At 69.0% G+C, this 19,445-nt stretch carries 18 protein-coding genes and 1 pseudogene; 12 read left to right on the top strand and 7 right to left on the bottom strand.

Features of this window, described 5'->3' with window-relative positions; all coding sequences use genetic code 11:
* Positions 1 to 18 precede the first annotated feature (18 nt).
* The 6 genes and pseudogenes from alaS to ACFSVL_RS31255 all read left to right on the top strand — a co-directional run bounded on the left by alaS (position 19) and on the right by ACFSVL_RS31255 (position 7,947).
* The gene (alaS, locus tag ACFSVL_RS31280) at positions 19 to 2,682 is read left to right on the top strand and encodes an alanine--tRNA ligase (RefSeq protein ID WP_378309153.1); all 2,664 of its coding nucleotides are present in this window, start codon (positions 19 to 21) and stop codon (positions 2,680 to 2,682) included.
* Positions 2,672 to 3,172 carry a Holliday junction resolvase RuvX gene (gene ruvX / locus ACFSVL_RS31275; protein ID WP_378309151.1) on the top strand — a complete coding sequence of 167 codons (501 nt, stop codon included), beginning with the start codon at positions 2,672 to 2,674 and terminating at the stop codon, positions 3,170 to 3,172. The genes alaS and ruvX overlap by 11 nt, the downstream gene beginning before the upstream one ends.
* Positions 3,169 to 5,520, top strand: coding sequence for an endolytic transglycosylase MltG (gene mltG / locus ACFSVL_RS31270; protein WP_378309149.1), 2,352 nt, complete (start codon positions 3,169 to 3,171; stop codon positions 5,518 to 5,520). Before ruvX ends, mltG begins: the two co-directional genes overlap by 4 nt.
* Positions 5,504 to 6,370, top strand: a complete 867-nt coding sequence (locus tag ACFSVL_RS31265) for a shikimate dehydrogenase (protein WP_378309148.1) — start codon at positions 5,504 to 5,506, stop codon at positions 6,368 to 6,370. Before mltG ends, ACFSVL_RS31265 begins: the two co-directional genes overlap by 17 nt.
* 43 nt (positions 6,371 to 6,413) lie before the next feature.
* Positions 6,414 to 6,977: pseudogene (locus ACFSVL_RS31260) on the top strand (GrpB family protein); the annotation flags it as partial.
* 25 nt (positions 6,978 to 7,002) lie between these two features.
* Positions 7,003 to 7,947, top strand: a complete 945-nt coding sequence (locus tag ACFSVL_RS31255; RefSeq protein ID WP_378309145.1) for a D-2-hydroxyacid dehydrogenase family protein — start codon at positions 7,003 to 7,005, stop codon at positions 7,945 to 7,947.
* A 328-nt stretch (positions 7,948 to 8,275) separates the two neighbouring features.
* On the opposite strand, the gene ACFSVL_RS31250 is transcribed toward ACFSVL_RS31255, so the two are convergent.
* Together ACFSVL_RS31250 and ACFSVL_RS31245 are read right to left on the bottom strand one after the other, a co-directional pair.
* Positions 8,276 to 9,772 (bottom strand): alpha/beta hydrolase, encoded by a 1,497-nt coding sequence (locus ACFSVL_RS31250; protein WP_378309144.1) that lies wholly within the window; start codon positions 9,770 to 9,772, stop codon positions 8,276 to 8,278.
* A complete protein-coding gene (locus ACFSVL_RS31245) occupies positions 9,769 to 10,584 on the bottom strand; it encodes a serine hydrolase domain-containing protein (RefSeq protein WP_378309143.1) in 816 nt (271 codons plus the stop codon). The genes ACFSVL_RS31250 and ACFSVL_RS31245 overlap by 4 nt, the downstream gene beginning before the upstream one ends.
* Positions 10,585 to 11,554: 970 nt before the next feature.
* Here ACFSVL_RS31245 and ACFSVL_RS31240 point away from each other — a divergent pair.
* Positions 11,555 to 12,760, top strand: a complete 1,206-nt coding sequence (locus ACFSVL_RS31240; protein WP_378309142.1) for a glycosyltransferase family 2 protein — start codon at positions 11,555 to 11,557, stop codon at positions 12,758 to 12,760.
* Positions 12,761 to 12,947: 187 nt separating this feature from the next.
* Here ACFSVL_RS31240 and ACFSVL_RS31235 read toward each other — a convergent pair whose 3' ends face one another.
* From ACFSVL_RS31235 to ACFSVL_RS31225, 3 genes are read right to left on the bottom strand one after another with little or no spacing between them, the layout of a single operon-like run.
* Positions 12,948 to 13,217, bottom strand: a complete 270-nt coding sequence (locus ACFSVL_RS31235) for an HPr family phosphocarrier protein (RefSeq protein ID WP_378309141.1) — start codon at positions 13,215 to 13,217, stop codon at positions 12,948 to 12,950.
* 27 nt (positions 13,218 to 13,244) lie between these two features.
* Positions 13,245 to 14,489: a PTS transporter subunit EIIC gene (locus ACFSVL_RS31230; protein WP_378309140.1), complete on the bottom strand. Its 1,245-nt coding sequence runs from the start codon at positions 14,487 to 14,489 to the stop codon at positions 13,245 to 13,247.
* Positions 14,486 to 15,283, bottom strand: a complete 798-nt coding sequence (locus tag ACFSVL_RS31225; RefSeq protein WP_378309139.1) for a GntR family transcriptional regulator — start codon at positions 15,281 to 15,283, stop codon at positions 14,486 to 14,488. Before ACFSVL_RS31225 ends, ACFSVL_RS31230 begins: the two co-directional genes overlap by 4 nt.
* A 245-nt stretch (positions 15,284 to 15,528) precedes the next feature.
* Between ACFSVL_RS31225 and ACFSVL_RS31220 the strand changes: the two genes are divergently transcribed.
* Positions 15,529 to 15,765, top strand: coding sequence for a glucose PTS transporter subunit EIIB (locus ACFSVL_RS31220; protein WP_378309138.1), 237 nt, complete (start codon positions 15,529 to 15,531; stop codon positions 15,763 to 15,765).
* Complete coding sequence (locus ACFSVL_RS31215; RefSeq protein WP_378309137.1) at positions 15,762 to 16,217, top strand: PTS sugar transporter subunit IIA; 456 nt, start codon at positions 15,762 to 15,764, stop codon at positions 16,215 to 16,217. Before ACFSVL_RS31220 ends, ACFSVL_RS31215 begins: the two co-directional genes overlap by 4 nt.
* A gap of 49 nt (positions 16,218 to 16,266) precedes the next feature.
* Here the strand turns inward: ACFSVL_RS31215 and ACFSVL_RS31210 are convergent, their stop codons facing one another.
* A complete protein-coding gene (locus ACFSVL_RS31210; RefSeq protein ID WP_378309136.1) occupies positions 16,267 to 16,671 on the bottom strand; it encodes a Rieske (2Fe-2S) protein in 405 nt (134 codons plus the stop codon).
* 102 nt (positions 16,672 to 16,773) lie between these two features.
* Here ACFSVL_RS31210 and ACFSVL_RS31205 point away from each other — a divergent pair, with 102 nt between their 5' ends.
* Complete coding sequence (locus tag ACFSVL_RS31205) at positions 16,774 to 17,163, top strand: hypothetical protein (protein ID WP_449224392.1); 390 nt, start codon at positions 16,774 to 16,776, stop codon at positions 17,161 to 17,163.
* Here ACFSVL_RS31205 and ACFSVL_RS31200 read toward each other — a convergent pair.
* Positions 17,126 to 17,542, bottom strand: a complete 417-nt coding sequence (locus tag ACFSVL_RS31200; protein WP_378309134.1) for a pyridoxamine 5'-phosphate oxidase family protein — start codon at positions 17,540 to 17,542, stop codon at positions 17,126 to 17,128. The two genes, ACFSVL_RS31205 and ACFSVL_RS31200, sit on opposite strands and share 38 nt — an antisense overlap.
* Positions 17,543 to 17,624: 82 nt before the next feature.
* Here ACFSVL_RS31200 and ACFSVL_RS31195 point away from each other — a divergent pair, with 82 nt between their 5' ends.
* A complete protein-coding gene (locus ACFSVL_RS31195; protein WP_378309133.1) occupies positions 17,625 to 18,542 on the top strand; it encodes an AraC family transcriptional regulator in 918 nt (305 codons plus the stop codon).
* Between the two features lie 121 nt (positions 18,543 to 18,663).
* Entirely contained in the window at positions 18,664 to 19,443 is a 780-nt protein-coding gene (locus ACFSVL_RS31190) for a prepilin peptidase (protein ID WP_378309132.1), read from the top strand.
* The last annotated feature ends 2 nt before the right edge of the window (positions 19,444 to 19,445 follow it).

Genomic DNA, 19,445 nt, shown 5'->3' with positions numbered 1-19,445 from the left:
CAGCACAAGGACGTACCCGTGGACACACACGAGATCACCGACCGTTTCCTGCGCCACTTCGAAAGCCGGGGCCACACGCGCGTGCCGAGCGCCCCGCTGATCCTCGACGACCCGAACCTGCTGTTCGTCAACGCGGGCATGGTCCAGTTCAAGCCGTACTTCCTCGGCGAGGCCCCGCCGCCGTACCCGCGCGCGACCTCGGTGCAGAAGTGCGTGCGCACGCCGGACATCGACGAGGTCGGCAAGACCACCCGGCACAACACGTTCTTCCAGATGGCGGGCAACTTCTCGTTCGGCGACTACTTCAAGGAAGGCGCGATCGAGAACGCCTGGGAGCTGATCACCAAGTCCCAGGACGACGGCGGCTTCGGCCTCGACCCGGACCGGATCTGGGCGACTGTCTACGAGAAGGACAGCGAGGCGGCCGGGCTGTGGCGCAAGCTCACCGGCCTGCCCGGCGACCGGATCCAGGTCCGCGACGGCAAGGACAACTACTGGGACATGGGCGTGCCCGGTCCCGGCGGCCCCTGCTCGGAGATCTACTACGACCGCGGCCCCGCGTACGGCCGTGAAGGCGGCCCGGTCGCCGACGAGGACCGCTACATCGAGATCTGGAACCTCGTCTTCATGCAGGACGTCCGCGGCGACCAGAGCCCGAAGCTGGGCCACCCGCCGATCGGCGAGCTGCCGAAGAAGAACATCGACACCGGCATGGGCGTCGAGCGCGTCGCGACGATCCTGCAGGGCGTCGAGAACGTGTACGAGACGGACCTGGTGCGCCCGGTGATCGGCCGCGCCGAGGAGTTCTCCGGCCGCCGCTACGGCGCCAATCACGCCGACGACGTGCGCTTCCGCGTCATCGCCGACCACGCGCGCACCGGCGTGCTGCTGATCGGCGACGGCGTCACCCCCGGCAACGACGGCCGCGGCTACGTGCTGCGCCGGCTGCTGCGCCGCATCGTCCGCTCCACGCGCCTGCTGGGCGTGCAGGAGCCGGTGCTGCAGGAGTTCGCGAAGGTCGTCAGCCAGACCATGGGCCCGACCTACCCCGAGCTGGTCAGCGGCTTCGACCGGATCTCCGAGGTCGTGCGCGTGGAGGAGGAGGCGTTCCTCGCCACCCTCACCAGCGGTTCGCGGATCTTCGACCTGGCCGCGGCCGAGACGAAGAAGGGCGGCGGCGACGTGCTCGCCGGCGACAAGGCGTTCCAGCTGCACGACACCTACGGCTTCCCGATCGACCTGACCCTGGAAATGGCGTCCGAGCAGGGCCTGACCGTGGACGAGGCGGGCTTCCGCACGCTCATGGAGGAGCAGCGCAAGCGCGCGAAGGCGGACGCGGCGTCGCGCAAGAGCGGCCACGGCGACCTGTCCGAGTACCGCAAGGTGCTGGAGCAGCACGGCGAAACCGAGTTCCTCGGCTACACCGAGCTGCAGGCGGACGCGAAGGTCGTCGGCCTGCTCGAGGACGGCCTGCCGGTGCGCAGCGTCGCGGCGGGCCGCAAGGCCGAGCTGGTGCTCGACCGCACCCCGTTCTACGCCGAGAGCGGCGGGCAGATCGCCGACACCGGCGTGCTGGTCGGCGACGGCGTCGAGCTGAAGGTGCTCGATGTGCAGAAGATCGTGCCGGGCCTGTTCGTGCACCGCGTCGAGGTGACCCAGGGCGAGGTCGGGATCGACACCCGGCTCACCGGATCGGTGGACGCGAACCGCCGCCTGTCGATCGAGCGCTCGCACTCGGCCACGCACCTCGTGCACGCGGCGGTCCGCGGCGCGTACGGCAAGCGCGCGGCGCAGGCCGGTTCGCTCAACGCGCCGGGCCGGATGCGTTTCGACTTCACCACCCCGGGCGCGGTGTCGGCGGACATCCTCACCGAGGTCGAGCAGGAAGTGAACGACTACCTGCAGACCGATGTCGAGGTGCAGAGCTACACCACCACCAAGGACAAGGCGCTGGAGCTGGGCGCGGTCGCGCTGTTCGGCGAGAAGTACGGCAACGACGTCCGCGTCGTCGACATGGGCGAGTACTCGCGCGAGCTGTGCGGCGGCACGCACGTCGGCCGGATCGGCCAGCTGGGCCTGGTCAAGCTCGTGTCGGACGCGTCGGTCGGCTCCGGCGTGCACCGCGTCGAGGCGCTGGTCGGGCCGGACGCGCTCAAGCACGTCCGCAAGGAGCAGCTGCTCGTGTCGCAGCTGGCGAACACGTTCAAGGTGCCGTCCGACGAACTGCCCGGCCGGATCGAGGACGTGCTGTCCCGGCTGAAGAACGCCGAGAAGGAGATCGAGCAGCTGCGCACGCAGCAGGTGCTCGGCTCGGCCGGCGCGCTGCTGGACAAGGCGCAGGACGTCTCCGGCGTCTCGGTGGTCGCCGAGGTCGTGCCGGACGTCGACGGCAACGGCCTGCGCGCGCTCGCCTCCGACATCCGCGGCCGCCTCGGCGACCGCGCCGGCGTCGTCGCGCTGTTCGCGCCCTCGGGGGAGAAGGTGGCCTTCGTGGTCGCCACGACCTCGGCGGCGCGCGACAAGGGCATCGCGGCGGGCAAGCTCGTGCCGTCGTTCGCCGAGGCGATCGGCGGGCGCGGCGGCGGCAAGCCGGACATGGCCCAGGGCGGCGGCAGCAACCCGGCGGGCGCGGAGCAGGCCGTGACGGCGCTGCGCGCGGCGGTCGCGAACCTTGGCCGCTGAACCCCGGAGAGGCCCGGATCGGCCCGGCGAGTCCGATCCGGGGCGGGGCAGGCGGCTCGCGGTCGATGTCGGGTCTGTCCGGGTGGGAGTCGCGCTGAGCGATCCCGCCCCGATCCTCGCGAGCCCGCTCGTTACCCTCTCCCGTGATGCGAAGGACGACAGCGATCTGGACCGGCTTGCCGACCTCGTCACCGAACACGAGGTGGTCGAGGTGATCGTGGGCTTGCCGAGGACGCTGGCGAACCGGCAGGGCGCGGCCGCGGACATCGCTGTCGCATATGCGGACAAGCTCGCCGGGCGCGTGGGGGACGTGCCCGTGCGGCTGGCGGACGAGCGGTTGACGACCGTCACCGCGTCGCGAATGCTGTCCCAGCGGGGGGTCAGGGGACGCAAGCAGCGCGCCGTGGTCGACCAGGCAGCGGCAGTCGAGATCCTGCAGGCCTGGCTCGACGCCGTCGCCGCGCACCGCGCCCGGAAAGGCGACTCATGACCGACCCCCGCGGCCCCGGCAACCCGGGTGGCCGCCGTCGGCTGCGCAACCCCGACAACCCGGATTCCCCGGACCCCGCAGAGGGTTCCGGCGCTCCGGGCGGGCGGCGCAGGCGGCGCGAGCCCGAAGACGAACCACCTCCTCGCCGCGCGGCGGCCGAGGGCATGCCGCCTGGCGAACGGCGGCGTCCGCGCGGCGACGTGCCGCAGCGTCCTCCCGCCGCGGAGGGACGCCGGCGCGCGCCCGAGAACGCGCCTCGTCCGGCTCCGGCCGGCGAAGCGACCCGTCGCGTCCCGCCGGACGCGATGCCTCCTGGCGAACCGCCGCGCCGTCCGGCCGCCGAGGCGCCGCCTGCCCGGCGCCGTCGCCCGGCCGCGCCGCAGGACCGGCCGAAGCGGTCGACGGAGAACTGGGACCTGCCGCCGCACGCGGCCGACGACCTTCCCCGTGCCCGCCCGCGCCGCATAGCGCCGGGCGATGTCCCGGTGGCCGGGAACGAAGTTCCGGACGCCGAACCGCCCGCCGGCCGACGCCGTCGCCGCGAAGACGTTCCGCCGGTGGACGCGGAACCTCCGGCCGGCCGTCGTCGGCTTGAGGACGCACCGCCGCCTGGCCGTCGACGTCGGCGCGAGGACATTCCGCCGCCGGTGGACGTCGAGCCTCCGTCCGGTCGCCGTCGCCGCGAAGACACCGATGCGCCGATGGAAGCCGCCGCGCCTGGCCGTCGCCGGATGCCCGAGCCGCCGCCTCCGGTCCGGCGTGCGCCCGCTCCGCCGCCGGACGGCTCCATGCCGCCGGATCCCCGGTTCGCGGACGCCTCGATGCCGCGCGATCCGCGCTTCTCGGACGCGTCGATGCCGCCGGACCCGCGTTTCGCCGAGGCTTCGATGCCGCGCGATCCGCGGTTCGCCGATGCGTCGATGCCGCCGGATCCCCGGTTCGCCGAAGCCTCCATGCCGCGCGACCCGCGCGGCCGTCCGCCGCGCCGTCCTCCGGTCGAGGAGCCCACCGAGGTGATCCCGGCCGTGGCCGCCGCGCACGAACCGGAGCGCCCGGGCGAGCAGCCGATCGACGACCTCTTCGAGGACGAGTACGACGAATACGGCGAGTACGACGAGCACGCCGCCTACGACGAAGACGGTTACGACGACGGCTACGACGAGGACGGACATCCGGACGACGGGGCCGAGCCTCCGGTCGAGGAACCGCCCGCGAAGCGGCCCCGCAAGAAGCGCAAGCGCGCGATCGGCTGGATCGCCGCGGTGCTCGTGCTGGTCCTGCTCAGCGGCGGCGCCTATTTCGGGTACCAGAAGATCTTCGGCTACGCGGACTTCGACGGCTCCGGCGAGGGCGACGCGCTCGTCCAGGTCGAACAGGGCGACACGACGTCCGCGATCGGCGCGAAGCTGACCGACGCGGGCGTGGTCGCGAGTTCCCGGGCGTTCGTGAAGGCGGGCGCGGAAAACGCCGCGCTCAGCCGGATCCAGCAGGGCTACTACCTGATGCGCAAGCACATGTCGGGCGAGAGCGCGGTCGACCTGATCACCTCGGCCCCGGCGCGGGTCGGGCGGCTGGAAATCCGGCCGTACACGCAGTTCGACGACATCACGCAGCCCGGCGGCAAGGTCACGCCGGGCGTGTTCAGCCTGATGTCGAAGGCGTCCTGCGCGACCTTGGACGGCAAGAGCACCTGCATCCCCGTCGACCAGCTGCGCAAAACCGTCGCCGACGCCGACCTCAAGGCGTTCGGCGCGCCGGAGTGGGCGCTGGAAGGCGCGGGCAAGGCGCTGAGCAAGGACAAACGGCTCGAAGGCCTGATCGCGCCCGGCGTGTACGACGTGAAACCCGGCTGGAGCGCGACCGAACTGCTCACCGACCTGGTGAAGCAGTCGGCCGAGTCGATCCAGGCGTCCGGGCTCAGCGCGCAGGCCACCGGGCCGGGGAAGTCGGCGTACGAGACGCTGATCGTCGCGTCGCTCATCGAGCGCGAGGCGATCAAACCGGACTTCGGCAAGATTTCGCGGGTGATCTACAACCGGCTCGAACAGAGGATCCGGCTGCAGCTGGACTCCACGGTCAACTACGTGCTGGACCGCCCGACGCTGCTCACCAAACCCGAGGACCGGGCGAAAGCGGGACCGTACAACACCTACGCCAACTACGGTCTCCCGCCGACGCCGATCGCGGTGCCCAGCATGGACGCGATCAAGGCCGCGCTCAGTCCGACTCCCGGCGACTGGGCGTACTTCGTGAAATGCGAGAAGGACGGGCATTCCTGCTTCGCGGTCACGAATGACCAGCACAACGCGAACCGGACTCTGGCGGAGCAGCGTGGCGTCATCAAGTGACCGTCCGCGCCGCGCGGCGGTGCTGGGCAAGCCGGTGGCGCATTCGCTGTCTCCGGTGCTGCATCGCGCGGCGTTCGCGGCGCTGGGACTGGACGGCTGGACCTACGACCGGGTCGAGACGGACGCCGCCGAGCTGCCCGGGTTCGTCGACGGCCTCGGCCCGGAGTGGGTCGGCCTGTCGGTCACCATGCCCGGCAAACGGGCCGCGCTCGACTACGCCGCCGAGGTCACCCCGCGCGCGGCCGCGGTCGGCGCGGCGAACACGCTCGTGCGCAGTGCGGACGGCTGGCTCGCCGACTGCACGGACGTCGACGGAGTGACCGGAGCCCTGCGCTGCGCGGGTGGCTACTCACCTTCCGCGGACGACCAGGCAGTCGTGCTGGGAGCGGGCGGGACGGCTGCGGCCGCGGTGGTCGGATTGGCCGCGATGGGCGTCACGACGGTGCGCTTGGTGGTGCGGGAACCGGCGCGGGCGGCGGAAACCGTGGACGCGGCGAAGCGCGCGGGCCTGGCCGTGGAGGTCGTGCGATGGTCCGAAGTGGACTTCGCGGACTTAGCGGACGCTACGGCGGTGCTGGTGAACACGGTGCCGCCGGACGCGGTCGTGCCGCACCTCGCGGAGCTGGCCCGGATCGGCAGCGTGCTCGACGTGATCTACCACCCGTGGCCGACGCCGCTGGCCGAAGCGGTCGGCGAGCGCGGGGGACGGCTCGCGACCGGGCTCGACATGTTGCTGCACCAGGCCTTCGGGCAAGCGGAGCAGTTCACCGGGCGACCGGCGCCGCGCGAGGAGATGCGGGCGGCGCTGCGCGAAGCGAGCGGAAACATCCTGCCGCTGCCGATTTCCTGATATCCTGACGGGCTGCTTTTCAGTCAGCGACAGGGGAATCACTGTGACCAGGCAACAGTTCGGCGAGGAAGAAATCCAAGCGGCGTGGGTCGGCGAGGCTCCGAAGCTCGGCACCACGATCACGCTCGCCGAGTACGACCCGGAATGGCCGCGGCTCTACGAACGCGAGGCGGCGCGGATCCGCGCGGTGCTCGGGGATCAAGTGCTGCTGCTCGAACACGTCGGGTCCACGTCGGTGCCCGGGCTCGCCGCCAAACCGATCGTCGACATTCTGCTCGAAGTACCCGATTCGGACGACGAAGCGGCGTACGTTCCCGCCCTCGAAGCGGCGGGCTACCGATTGGTGATCCGCGAGCCGGACTGGGAGAAACACCGTCTGTTCAAGGGCCCGGATACGAACATCAACCTGCACGTCCATTCGCCGGGCAACGGCCAGACCGAGCGCTACCGGCTGTTCCGCGACCGGCTGCGCGGCCATCCGGAGGAACTGGCCCTGTACCTGGCGAAGAAACGCGAACTCGCCGCGCAGGTCTGGGAGTACGTGCAGAACTATGCCGACGCGAAGAACGATGTGATCGACGAGATCATCGAGCGGGCGCGCAACGCCTGACCCGCGGGCTACGGTGGGCGGCATGAAGATCGCGATCCTCGACGACTACCAGAACGTGGCTCTCCAGTGTGCGGACTGGACGCCGCTCAGGGCGGAGATCGAGGTGTTCGACGAGCCGTTCGCCGGACCGGACGAGGTCGCCGCGCGGCTGGCCGGGTTCGACGTCGTGGTCGCGATGCGCGAGCGCACGCCGTTCCCGGCCGCCGTGTTCGACCGGCTGCCCGCGCTGAAACTGCTGGTCAGCACCGGTCGGCGGAACGCGGCGATCGACCTCGACGCGGCGAAGCGGTGCGGGGTGGTCGTGTCCGCCACCGGCGCGCTCGCCGCGCCGACGGTGGAACACGCGTGGGCGCTCATCCTGGCCGGCGCGCGCAATCTGCCCGCGGAGCTCCGTTCGATGCGCGAGGGCGGCTGGCAGGTCGGGCTCGGGATGGCGTTGCGGGACAAGACCCTCGGCCTGCTCGGGCTCGGCAGGCTGGGCGCGGAGGTCGCCCGGATCGGCCAGGCGTTCGGGATGAAACCGATTGCCTGGAGCCAGAATCTCACCCCGGAGCGGGCGGCCGAGCACGGCGTCACGGCGGTGTCCAAAGAGGACTTGTTCGCTCAGGCTGATGTGCTGTCGGTCCACCTGGTGCTGTCCGAGCGCACTCGGGGTTTGGTCGGCACCGCCGAATTCGCCGCGATGAAGCCGACCTCGCTGCTGGTCAACACCTCGCGCGGGCCGATCGTGGACGAGACGGCGTTGCTGGATGCGTTGCGCGGCAAGAAGATCGCCGCGGCCGCGCTGGATGTCTACGACGTCGAGCCGTTGCCTGCGGACCATCCGCTGCGGACGCTGGACAACGCGATCCTGACGCCGCACATCGGTTACGTGAGCCGGGAGACGTACGAGATCTTCTACGGCGGCGCGGTGGAGGACATCGCCGCGTTCCAGGCGGGCGAGCCGATCAACGTGCTGAACGGCTGATTCGGGTGTGCCGTGAGGGGAACCCTGAGGGAATCAGATTCCCTCAGGGTTCCCCTCACAGACGGACACGCTCAGCTTCCGCCGCCCGCGCAGGCCACGATTCAAGCCAACCGGCTTGCCAGCCGCTTCAGTCTGGGCAGGCGCGCCGCGTCAAGTCCTTGGCATGGGGAATCAGAGTCCCCCGCAGGCCTTCAGGTATGCTCATTCTTAAGTCCTTTGTGGACGGTCGGCAGGCGTTGCGGCCACACAGCTTAAAGTTCCTGGCACTGAATGCGATTCCCTCAGGGTTCCCCTCACGGACCGCCGAATCTTCCGGACCCCCCAGCGGCTAGGCGAACGGCCGGACCTGCGGCGGATACCCCGTCCCGTCCGGCGGCACGGCCAGATCCACGAAGTACCGCACCGTCGCGGCGGAAGCGGCCGTGCTCGGCACGTCGAGGGTCGTGTGCCCGGCGCCGTCGACCACGATCACGTGGCCGTCGCCGAGTTCCCGTGCGGTGGACTGGGCGTTGGCGAGCGGGGTGACCGGGTCGTTCCGGTTGGCCAGGATGAGGATCGGATGCTGCCGGGGCCGGTTCCACGGCCCGGCGTACCGGTCTTCGTCGCGCGCGGGCCAGCCGACGCACTGCGCCATCGAAAACACCGGTGCGATCCCGAAATACGGCTGCCGTTTCGCTTCCTCGGCCGCGAGTTCGGTGTACCCGGCGGTGTCCTGCGGCAGTTCGCTGTCCAGGCACTGCACGGCGAGGAAACCGGGCGAATGCGTCGGCACGCGCGGGTCGAGCACCGGCGCGGGGGACACCGGCGACGACGGCACGAGCCCGGCGAGCGTCTTCGCCAGCCGCGGCCACCGGGAGGATTGATACAGCGCTCGATCGATCGTCTCCATCAGCGACGCCACCGTCATGCCGCCGACCGGACCGTGCGTCAGCCGGGCGAAGACCGCCGCGAATTTCTGTTTCAGGTCACCGCCGGCGAAGGCGCACTTGCCCGGACCGGCCGCGTCGCAGGCGGCGAAGAAAGCTTCCAGTTCCTGTTGCTGGGCAGTCGCGACGTCAGCGCGCACGTCGACCGGTTTGTGCTGCTGACCCGGCTGTCCGGTGGCGTTCGCGACGAGGTCGAGCGTCCCGTCGAGGGCCATCGCGCGCAGCTTGTCGGGGAACAGGTTGGCGTAGGTGCCGCCGAGATACGTGCCGTACGAGTAGCCGTAGAAGTTCAGCTGCTGCTCGCCCAGCGCCTGCCGGAGCACGTCCATGTCCCGCGCGACATTCGCGGTGGACAGGTGCGACAGTTCGGCGCCAGTGCCCGCCGCGCACGCCTTGCCGACGGCGGCGCTAGCGGTCCAGAACGCCGCGCTGTCGCGCAACGGCGAACCGGCCGCCGGCGGAGTTCCCGGGCACTGCACCGGGGCGCTGCCGCCGATACCGCGCGGATCGAAGCTCACCAGGTCGAACTTGGCCCGCAGCTCGTCCGGATACCGCGGGCCGAACCGCATCAGCTCGCCGACGCCGTCAGCTCCCGGTCCGCCGAAATTGATCACCAGCGACCCGACGCGGTGCGCGGGGTCGGTGGCCGGCATGCGGATCACCGAGAGGTTCAGCTTCGCACCGCCAGGTTCGCGGTAGCTCAAGGGAACCGGAGCGGTCGCGCACTGGAAATCGCCGTGGCACGGGGCCCATTCGAGCTTGGGCACCGCGGCGCCGTTGGTGCCCAACGGAAGCGGCGCGTTCGGCGCGGGCAATGCTTGGGGCGCTTGGGTTTGCGCGGCCGGTGCGGCACAACTCGCGACCAGCAGCAGAGCCGCCAGCGCGGGCCAGAGCTTCACGCGGAGAGTTCCGCCAGCACGGCGTCAGTGAACGGCGGCCACGCTTGCGCGGCCCACGGCCCGAACGAACGGTCGGCGAGCCCGACACAGGCGTGCCCCGCTTCCGGGTCCACCCACAGGAAGGTGCCCGACTGCCCGAAGTGGCCGAACGTGCGCGGCGAGCTGTGCGCCCCGGTCCAATGCGGGCTCTTGTGGTCGCGCAGCTCGAAGCCGAGCCCCCAGTCGTTCGGCTTCTGGTGCCCGAATCCGGGCAGGACGCCGTTCAGTCCGGGGAACGCGATCTCGGTGGCCGCGTTCAGGGTCTCCGGCGAGAGCAGCTTGGGTGCCTGCAATTCGGCAGCGAACCGGAGCAGATCGTCCAAAGTGGACACGGCGCCCGAGGCGGGAGAGCCGTCCAGCCGGGTCGACGTCATGCCGAGCGGCTCGAAGAGCGCTTCCCGCTGGTACGCGGCGAACTCGATGCCGGAGTGCTCGGCCAGCGCGTCGGCGAGTTCCTCGAACCCGGCGTTGGAGTACAGCCGGCGCGTGCCCGGCTCGGCCATCGCCTTGTGCGCGTCGAAGGCCAGCCCGGAGGTGTGCGCGAGCAGATGCGCGACGGTGGAGCCTTCCGGCCCGGCAGGCGTGTCCAGCTCGACGACGCCCTCTTCGATCGCGATGTGCGCGGTGCAGGCGGTGAGCAGTTTGGTGACCGACGCGAGCCGGAACGGGCGGGCCGGGTCGCCGTGGCGGCCGCGCACCTCGCCGGAAGCGGAGACCACTCCGGCCGCCGCGTTGTCCACGGGCCATTCGTCGATCAGGCGCAGACTCTCCATGTCCGCCAGCGTAACTGAACAGTTCGGACGCGCTGGAGTGGTGCCTTTGGACGTGTCGGAGTGACGCGACCTTCTGGTATGCACCCTGAGTACTTCGCTCGATGTTCTTGTCTGAGGGTCCCGAGACCGTGTCTAGCGGGTCACTCGATCGGTGGCTACACATGTTTTGCGGTGTCGGTATTGTGGGAGGCGTTAGGGGGAGGGTAAATGAAATTGCGTGACGTGCATTTATGGCCGCCTTGCTGCGTGCGCCGGATCAGGTACTGGCTGCCGGTTTGATTGCGGAAGTGCTCATTGGGTAATCCGGTAACTGTCACGCGTGTCAATGTGCAGTGCTTCGATGTGATTGCTCTTAAGCGTGTTGCATGCGATCTTTTTGGCTGTTGATGGCGGGTGCTCGGGCTATCGCGATCTTCCTCTCTCTCTTTCATGTCAAGCATCTAATGTCAACGTCCTATTTATTGGATGATGCCAGTGGAAGGAATTCGAATGTCTGACAAGCAACGCATGGAATTCTTGGCCGGAATCGAATCGAAGCTGATTCGGGACGCGGATTCTCCGGAGGTCGCCGGTCGGAGGTCGCGGACTCGAGGTGTCCTTATGTCTGTGGCTGCCGCTGCTATGGTTGGCGGGTCTTTGGTCGGCTTGACCTCGGGTGTCGCTTCGGCAAAGTCGATGGAGAGTGCTGCTGCGCCGAGGGCCATTCAGTCCTGCTCTGCCCCGGATCCAGTTGCCCAAGACCAGTCGAAGTGGTGCGGCTTGGCGAATTACTACTTCGATTACCTGTACAACTACTCTCCTAATGGCGGAATTGTGAGATGTTATGTCTTCGACCTCACCATCTATCATGCTGCTTGTGGTGGCACGGTCAACGTTGGCGAGAAGGAGGCTTGCGTGCGCGTAGCTTCACCTAAGACTCGACTTGCTGCCTTGTCGGATTAGGGTTCGTTTTGTCCGTCGGTGTCGACTCATGATTGTCGGCGCCGACGGGCGAAAGGGGATTGTGAGCGTGTCTTGCCCGATAAATGTTATTATTTTGACAAGAGATGAGGAGCGATGCATCGCTCGCTGCCTCGATAGTGTGGTGGACAGTGGCTTCGACCGCATTCTTGTGGTCGACACTGGATCGGCTGATCGTACGTTGGAGATCGTAAAATCCTACGGTCAGCGCGGTGTTGATCTGGTTGGAGTAGATTGGCGGGGCTCCTTTGCGGAGGCTAGGAATTCTGCGCTTGACTTGCTGGATGAAGGATGGGTTGTTTTTCTTGATGCTGATGAGTGGTTGGATTCAGCTGCCGCGGAGGGCATTATTTCGCGCGTTGCTCAACTGGATGGCTCACAGCGCTGCTCTCGCGTAGCTTTGGCTCCGGTTATTATGGATTCGAACGCAAATACTTGGGTTGACCAGGTGCCGCGAGTGTTTCAGCTAAAAAGTGGAATTCGGTTCCGCGGTGACGTGCACGAGTATATCGTTGTTGGTGGCGCATCGGATGAGTCAATCGAATTATGTAGCACTGATGCGAAGTTCTTTCATGACGGTTATACTCGTGAAGTAGTGCTGAAAAAGCGAAAGACGGAGCGGAATTTGTCGCTGCTCCAACAGGCCCGGATTAAAGATCCTCAAAACCCGCGATGGATATACTTTACTGTGCGTGACGCTCTTCCGCTTCTTTCTGGCGAGCAGCTTATGCTACTGTGCAGTGAATTGGAGAGCGCGGTCGTCGCAGATGTTCCGACCGGTGATCACTGTCGCCCGGTGGAGTATCTTCGGAGAACACTTGGCTTGGCTTGTCAGGGGCTGGGTTTCCGGGGCGCTTGGGAAACCGTGCAGAAGTATTGCGACCGAATACGTGTTCTGGACGGTGGAGACAGTGCGGACGTTCAGTACTTTATGGTGATGGAAGAATTGGCTATGGGTAATGTCACCGATCGTACGTTGAATAGAGCTATCGCGGCCCGGAAAGACGGGGAACTCCTGGCGAGGAGCATGCTTAGTCCGCAGGGCAGGCATTTGGATGCTGCCATTGCTGCGTGTATCGAGCTGCGTGGGTGGGCTGACGAAGCTGACCACTATCGTCGCCTCTGTCATGAATGGGACGACATATTTTTTGAAAGATCCAGGATTCGTGTTCCGCAGTCGGTCGTGCTCCATCGCGGCCAGACCGTGCAAGGCTGACGTCGGCTACTGCGTTTGACGGACTGCGGCAGGATGGCCGATTTGGTGATTGCGGTGGTTAGAACCGGGAGGACGACTCTGGCCGATGTTTGGCAGCGACGCGGGTCCGAGGCCGTTACGGCCTCGGACCCGCATTTTTGGTCCCAGCTTGGCAGTGCCGACCTTGTCGGGTCGGTACCCGGTATCGCTACTGAGCGTCGAGGTCGGTGGCGACCAGCTCGGCGACGGCCTCGACCGCCGCCTCGGCACCGTCGCCCTCGGCGCTGATGACGACCTCGTCGCCGTACGCGGCGGCGAGGGTCATCAGGTTGAGGACGCTGCCGGCGGCCACCGGTTCGCCGCCGTCCTTGGCGATCCGCACCGCCACGGGCTGGGCCGCGGCCGCCTTGGCGACCAGTGCGGCCGGGCGGGCGTGCAGCCCCACCTTGCTGGCCACGGTGACGCGTTTCTCCGGCATGGTTTACCTCTCTTGCCTTTCTCGGTGTTACTTCGCGGCCGTGCGCTCGAGGTCGCCCTCGATCGAGTCGTCCTCGCGGCCCGGCGTGCGCAGGTTGAACTTGGTGATCACGAAGCGGAACACCACGTAGTAGATCACGGCGAGCACGAGCCCGATCGGGATCAGCAGCCACGCCTTGTGCGCGGTGTCCAGCGACGAGTTCAGCGCGAAGTCGATCGCGCCGCCGGAGAACGAGAAGCCGAGGTGGATGCCCAGCGCGTTGCAGACCGCGAGCGAGATGCCGGTCATGATCGCGTGGAAGATGTACAGCGGCCACGCGACGAACATGAACGCGAACTCGATCGGCTCGGTGACGCCGGTGACAAAGGCGGTCAGCGCGGCCGAGACCATAATGCTGCCGACGAGCTTGCGCTGCGCCGGACGCGCGGTGTGCATGATCGCCAGCGCGGCGGCGGGCAGCGCGAACATCATGATCGGGAAGAAGCCGGTCTGGAAGATGCCCGAGCCCTGGACGTGGTTGTTCAGGAAGTTCGGGATGTCGCCGCCGTTGAAGATGAACCACACCGGCACGTTCAGCAGCTGGTGCAGGCCGACCGGGATCAGCAGGCGGTTGAGCAGGCCGTAGATGCCGCCGCCGACGACCGGCGACCCGACGACCGCCTTGCCCGCGGAGGTAATGGCCTCGTCGACGTACTTGAAGAGCAGACCGAAGATGACGCCCAGCACCAGCATCGCCAGCGCGGTGATGATCGGCACGAACCGGCGGCCGCCGAAGAAGGCCAGCCAGGACGGCAGCTTGATGCGGTGGTAGCGCTGCCACAGCAGGGCCGCCACGATGCCGGACACGATGCCGGTCAGCACGCTGTAGGGCCAGTGCAGCGGCTGGCTTTCCCAGGCTGTCTTGTAGCCCTGCTGGCTGCTGATCGGGGCGATCGCCTGGATCACGTTGTTGAACACGACCCAGCCGATGACCGCGGCGACGGCCGTCGAGCCGTCTCCCTTGCGGGCGAACCCGACCGCGATGCCGATCGCGAAGATCAGCGGCAGCCAGTTGAAGATGCCGCCGCCCGCCGCGCCGATCACGTCGGAGGCTTTGCCCCAGTTCAGACCGTCCTTGCCGAGGATGTCAGGCTGGCCGAGCCGGTTCAGGATGCCTGCGGCGGGCAGGGTCGCGATCGGCAGCATGAGGCTGCGGCCGAAGCGCTGCAGCCCGGCGAGACCGCCGCCGCCCTTCTTCTTCCCGCTGGCCCCAGCCGCGGTGGTGGCGCTCATCGGATACCTCCATTGTGGGGTTGGTCGCCGGAACCCGGGGTGTTCCGGTCCAGCTGCATGGTCACCTGGTAGTGGTCGCCCCGGTACCAGGACGTCATGTCCTCCACCGGTTCGCCGCCCGAGCTGGAAACCCGGCGGAACACCAGGAGCGGACTGCCGGTGCGCATGCCGAGCAAGCGCGCCGTCTCGCGGTCCGCGGATTCGGCCCACACCGTCTGGTACGCCTGGTCCGGCCGGCGCGAGAAGGCGTCGGCCAGCTGGGCGTACAGCGAACGGGTCAGGTCGAGGTCGAGCAGGCCGGGGGTCCGGCCCGCGTGGTACCAGCCGCGCTCCACGGCCAGCGGAACGCCGTCGGCGCGCCGCAGCCGCACGAGCCGGTGCGCGGGCACGCCCTCGGACAGGCCGAGCGCGTGCGCCGAGGTCACCGGCGGGACCTCGGTCGAGGTCGAGATCACTTCGGTGGTCGGGGTGAGCCCGCGCCGGCGCATGTCGTCGGTGAACGACATCAGGTACACCTGCAGTTCCATCCGCCTCGCGGCGGTGAAGGTGCCCTTGCCCCTGACCCGGGCCAGCAGTCCTTCCTCGACGAGCTTCCCGATCGCCGAGCGGACGGTGAGCCTCGATACGCCGTAGTGCTGCGCGAGTTCCCGTTCGGACGGGATCGGGGAGCCCGGCGGGAGGTCGCGCTCCACCAGGCGGCGCAGGATTTCCCGCAGCTGGGCGTGCTTCGGGGTCGGCCCGTTCACCACGCGCTCGGCGGGGTCGGACGGCGGAATGTGCGCGGCCGCACTCATCTCGGGGTCACCCTCCCTCGCTTGTCGCGCACCGGGGCCGGTGCTCGCGTCCGCGCCGGAAGATTGGTACGTTCCGGTCTAGACCAATGATCTGATGGGGCAGGATGCTCCGCAGCGCGAGCAGGTGTCAACCACCGTTATCCGTTCGTGGCCGGGCCCGCCGGGCAAGGCGGCAAACGGCGTAGTAATGGTGGCGGAGCGCACCTGTTCCGGGTGGAAAACCAACGGGATACGAGGAGGCCGCGATGGCGGATGACAGGCCGGAAAAGATTCTCGCGGCGCTCGGCGGCGCGGACAATCTCGTCGAGATCGAGGGCTGCATCACGCGGCTGCGGTGCGAGGTCGAGGACATGTCCGCCGTGGACGAAGCCGCGCTCAAGGCGGCAGGCGCGATGGGCGTCGTGAAGATGGGCTCGGCGGTCCAGGTCATCGTCGGACCGGAGGCGGACACCATCGCCAGCGACATCGAGGACTTGATGTGAGCCTGCCGATCCTGAGCCCGGTCGCGGGCGAGGTCGTCGCGATCACCGAGGTGCCCGACCCGGTCTTCGCCGAGGCGATGGTGGGCCCCGGCATCGCGGTCAAGCCCTCCGGCGGCCGCGCGGACGCGGTCGCCCCGGTCGACGGGACCGTGGTGACGCTGCACCCGCACGCGTACGTCGTGGCCACTGAGGACGGTCGTGCGCTGCTCGTGCACCTCGGCATCGACACCGTCAAGGAAAAGGGCGAGGGCTTCACCCTGCACGTCGTCAAGGGCGAGCAGGTGCGGGCCGGCCAGCCGATCGTGGGCTGGGACCCGGAGGCGGTCGCCGCCAAGGGCTACTCGCCGATCGTCCCGGTCGTCGGGCTCGACGCGTCCGCCGACGTCCTCGCCGGCCTCGAAGGCGGGCGCACGGTCGCCGCCGGCGACGAGTTGTTCACCTGGAACAGTTGATCCCCGGCGCCCTTTGTGGACGGTGAATGTCCACAAAGGGCGATTCCGGTCACGCCGTGACGACGTCTCCGTTCTGGATCTTCACAGCCACTCCGGCCAGCGGCTGGCTCGCCGGTCCCTGCTTCACCGCACCGGTCAGCGCGTCGAACACCGAACCGTGGCACGGACAGTGCGCCTGACCGTCCTGCGGCGGATTCACCGTGCAGCCCTGGTGCGTGCAGACGGCGCTGAAACAGGCGACCGTCCCCGCCGACGGCTGTGCGACGAGGACTTCCCGCCCGTCCGGGGTTTTGGCGGATTTCGCTTGTCCCACCGGCACTTCCGCCAGCGCGATCACCTTCCCGCCCGGCTTCGGCGCGGCAGGTTCGGACCCGCTCCCGCACGCGGTGAGAGCGACGGCGGCGGCCGCCCCGGTGGCGATCGCTGAGCGGCGGGAGTGCAGTTCGGCAGTCATGCCCAGTGCAACGAACCGGGGCGCTCCGCGGTTCAGGTGAACCGCCGCGGCCGCCCGTGCGTGTAGTCCGTATCCGGCATCCGCACGGAAGGAGACGGCATGCTGACGACCTGGATGCGAGCGCTGGGCGCGGCGGGCCTGGCGGGCTCGGCGGCGATCCACTTCTACCTGTACTGGGGCAGCGGCTACGCGGACATCCCGGTGGTCGGGCCGCTTTTCCTGGTCAACGGCATCGCGGGCGCGGTGATCGCGATCGCGCTGCTGGCCTGGCGGCACTGGCTCCCGGCGTTCTTCACGCTCGGCTTCGGCGGCGTGACGCTGCTGGCCTACCTGCTGTCGGTGACAGTGGGCTTCTACGGCGTGCACGACCAGTTCAACAGCCAGTACGAATACTGGGGCGTGATCACCGAAGCGGTGTGCGTGATCTGTGGTCTGGTGCTGCTGGTGCAGGGGCTCAGAACGCGTAGCGGTGCACCTTCTCCGGGTGAATGACGACCCGGACCTGTGGCAACTTCTCAAGAACGTCGAGCCCGGCCGCGCCCTCGGCGGTGCTGAGGTCCCAATACCGGGCGGCGAGCCGCCGCGCGAGGTCGTGCCCGCCGTCGGCCTCCACCGTGACCCGCCCGGCGACCGACACCCACCGCTCCGGCTCGCCGACCGGCGCGGCGACGACGATCGACGCGCGCGGATCCTCGCGCAGCTGGCGGATCTTGGCCGAGTCCGGATCGGTGAACAGCTGGATCGTGCCGTCGTCGGTGGCCTCGAACCACACCGGCCGGGGCTGCGGCGGCCGCGGTCCGGCGGCGACGGTCAGGAAGCCGTGCAGGGGACGGCGGAGGAACTCGAGATCGTGGTCGGTGAGCGTGCTCATGGCTGGGATTCAACCGGGCTTTCCCGGACGATCCCATAGGCGAGAAGCCGGATCGCCTGTCCATTCGTCTAATCTCGGGGGAGTGGACGCGTTCAGCGATTTGATCCGCGGAGTCCGGGCGCACGGCTCGCTGTTCGGCTGCTCTGCCCTGTCCGCGCCGTGGTCGCTGCACTTCACGGACGGTGCCCCGCTGACCCTGTGCGCGCTGCTGAGCGGCGAAGGCTGGATCGTGCCGGAAGGCCGGCCGCCGGAGCTGCTGCGTGCCCGCGAGACCATCCTGGTCCGCGGCCCGTTCTCCTTCGTGGACCGGCTGGACACTCCCGCTGCCCCCGTCGCCTGCGGCGAGTTCTGCGCCACACCGGACCAGGGCGGCACCCTGCACCACCTGGGCTGGAACGACCCGTTCCACGGCGAAGCCAACCTGATCGTCGGCGCGTATCCCGTCCGGAGCCACAGCCGGATGGCCGCGCTGCTGGACGCCCTGCCGGTCGTCGTCCGGCCGCCCTCCTCGGACGCCGAAGACCCGGTCCTGGACCACCTGGCGGCCGAACTGGCCGTCGACGCGCCAGGCCAGCAGATCGTCCTGGACCGCTTGCTGGACTGGATGCTGGTCTGCCTCCTGCGCGACTGGTTCGACCGCCCAGGCGGCACCCCGCCGCCGTGGTGGGCGGCGCAACGGGACCCGGTGGTGGGCACGGCACTTCGCCTGCTGCACGCGGACCCGGCGGCCCCGTGGACGGTGGTCTCGCTGGCCGCCCGGACCGGCGTTTCGCGGTCGACCCTGGCCAAACGATTCGCGGACCTGGTGGGGGAACCGCCGATGACGTACCTCACGCGCTGGCGGATGACGCTGGCGGCGGACCTGCTGACGGAACAGGAGTCGATGCCGGTCGCGGAGGTCGCGCGGGCGGTCGGGTACTCGGATGCGTTCGGGTTCAGCGCGGCCTTCAAACGGGTGCGGGGGATGAACCCGAGCGGGCACCGGCGGGCTTTCGCCTGACGCCGCGGAGAGCGGAGATTTCGCCACCGCCGAGTGAACTTCACGGCGTGTCGCGCACGAGGGGTCCCCTCGCACCCCGGTTTGTTTGCCCTGGTCCCAGGCTCGGGGACAGGCTGGTCGCATGGTCCTGACAGCAGTGCTGGCGGCCGGGGCGGTGGTCCCGGTGCTGCTGGCGATGACGAAGAAAACCGGTGCCCCGGTGCCGCTCTTGCTCGGCCTGACGATCGCCGCCGCGGCCGCCGCGGTAGCCGCCGCACGGGCCGACTCAGGCGCGTTGCCGGAGTGGTGGCTGCCCGTGCCCTGGCTGGTCTCGGTGGTCGGCGTCCCCCTGGCATTGGCCGACGCCCGGCACCGTCGCCTGCCAGACGTCCTCACCCTGCCCGCCTACCCGGCTGTAGCCCTGACGATCACCCTCGCCGCATTAGGCGGCGGAGGCTGGCGCTTGGCCGCCGGTGCCGCTGTGGGCTGCCTGCTGTTCGGCGGGACCCACCTGATCGTGCACCGGCTGTCGGCGGGCGGTCTGGGGCCTGGAGACGTCAAACTGGCTGGCTCGTTCGGCGCGGTCCTGGGCGCGGTCGGCGGACTGGCCCCAGCGGTGGGGGCGGTTCTGGCAGCGGCGGCGAGTGCGGTGGCCGTGGTGCCGATGTGGGTGATGCGCCGGGTCCGCGAGCCCATCTCGACCCGTCCCGGCTCCACGCCTCAGCCGCCCCTCGCCCAGCAGCCCGCGACGACCGGCTCCGCTCACGTGCCCGTGCCGCCCGGCCCGGCACCGGCGGCTGAGCGCATTCGCACCCGCACCCCGATCCGCGCCGGCCCCCTCCGCGTCCCCTACGGCCCGGGCCTGGTCCTGGCCACCTGGGCGTGCGCGGTCTTCCCCGCCGCCGGAACCGGCATCGCCTGAGG

Source organism: Amycolatopsis silviterrae, from assembly GCF_042684085.1.
GTDB lineage: Bacteria > Actinomycetota > Actinomycetes > Mycobacteriales > Pseudonocardiaceae > Amycolatopsis > Amycolatopsis silviterrae.
The sequence above is the reverse complement of the archived record's forward strand: the minus strand, read 5'-3'. Positions and strand labels throughout refer to the sequence as shown.

What these genes read in the sequence shown, in the direction of transcription:
- mltG (WP_378309149.1), top strand. Translation starts at nt 3,169, where the DNA reads ATGACCGACCCCCGCGGCCCCGGCAACCCGGGTGGCCGCCGTCGGCTG.
- ACFSVL_RS31255 (WP_378309145.1), top strand. Translation starts at nt 7,003, where the DNA reads ATGAAGATCGCGATCCTCGACGACTACCAGAACGTGGCTCTCCAGTGT.
- ACFSVL_RS31245 (WP_378309143.1), bottom strand. Translation starts at nt 10,584, where the DNA reads ATGGAGAGTCTGCGCCTGATCGACGAATGGCCCGTGGACAACGCGGCG.
- ACFSVL_RS31240 (WP_378309142.1), top strand. Translation starts at nt 11,555, where the DNA reads ATGATTGTCGGCGCCGACGGGCGAAAGGGGATTGTGAGCGTGTCTTGC.
- ACFSVL_RS31235 (WP_378309141.1), bottom strand. Translation starts at nt 13,217, where the DNA reads ATGCCGGAGAAACGCGTCACCGTGGCCAGCAAGGTGGGGCTGCACGCC.
- ACFSVL_RS31230 (WP_378309140.1), bottom strand. Translation starts at nt 14,489, where the DNA reads ATGAGCGCCACCACCGCGGCTGGGGCCAGCGGGAAGAAGAAGGGCGGC.
- ACFSVL_RS31225 (WP_378309139.1), bottom strand. Translation starts at nt 15,283, where the DNA reads ATGAGTGCGGCCGCGCACATTCCGCCGTCCGACCCCGCCGAGCGCGTG.
- ACFSVL_RS31220 (WP_378309138.1), top strand. Translation starts at nt 15,529, where the DNA reads ATGGCGGATGACAGGCCGGAAAAGATTCTCGCGGCGCTCGGCGGCGCG.
- ACFSVL_RS31210 (WP_378309136.1), bottom strand. Translation starts at nt 16,671, where the DNA reads ATGACTGCCGAACTGCACTCCCGCCGCTCAGCGATCGCCACCGGGGCG.
- ACFSVL_RS31200 (WP_378309134.1), bottom strand. Translation starts at nt 17,542, where the DNA reads ATGAGCACGCTCACCGACCACGATCTCGAGTTCCTCCGCCGTCCCCTG.
- ACFSVL_RS31190 (WP_378309132.1), top strand. Translation starts at nt 18,664, where the DNA reads ATGGTCCTGACAGCAGTGCTGGCGGCCGGGGCGGTGGTCCCGGTGCTG.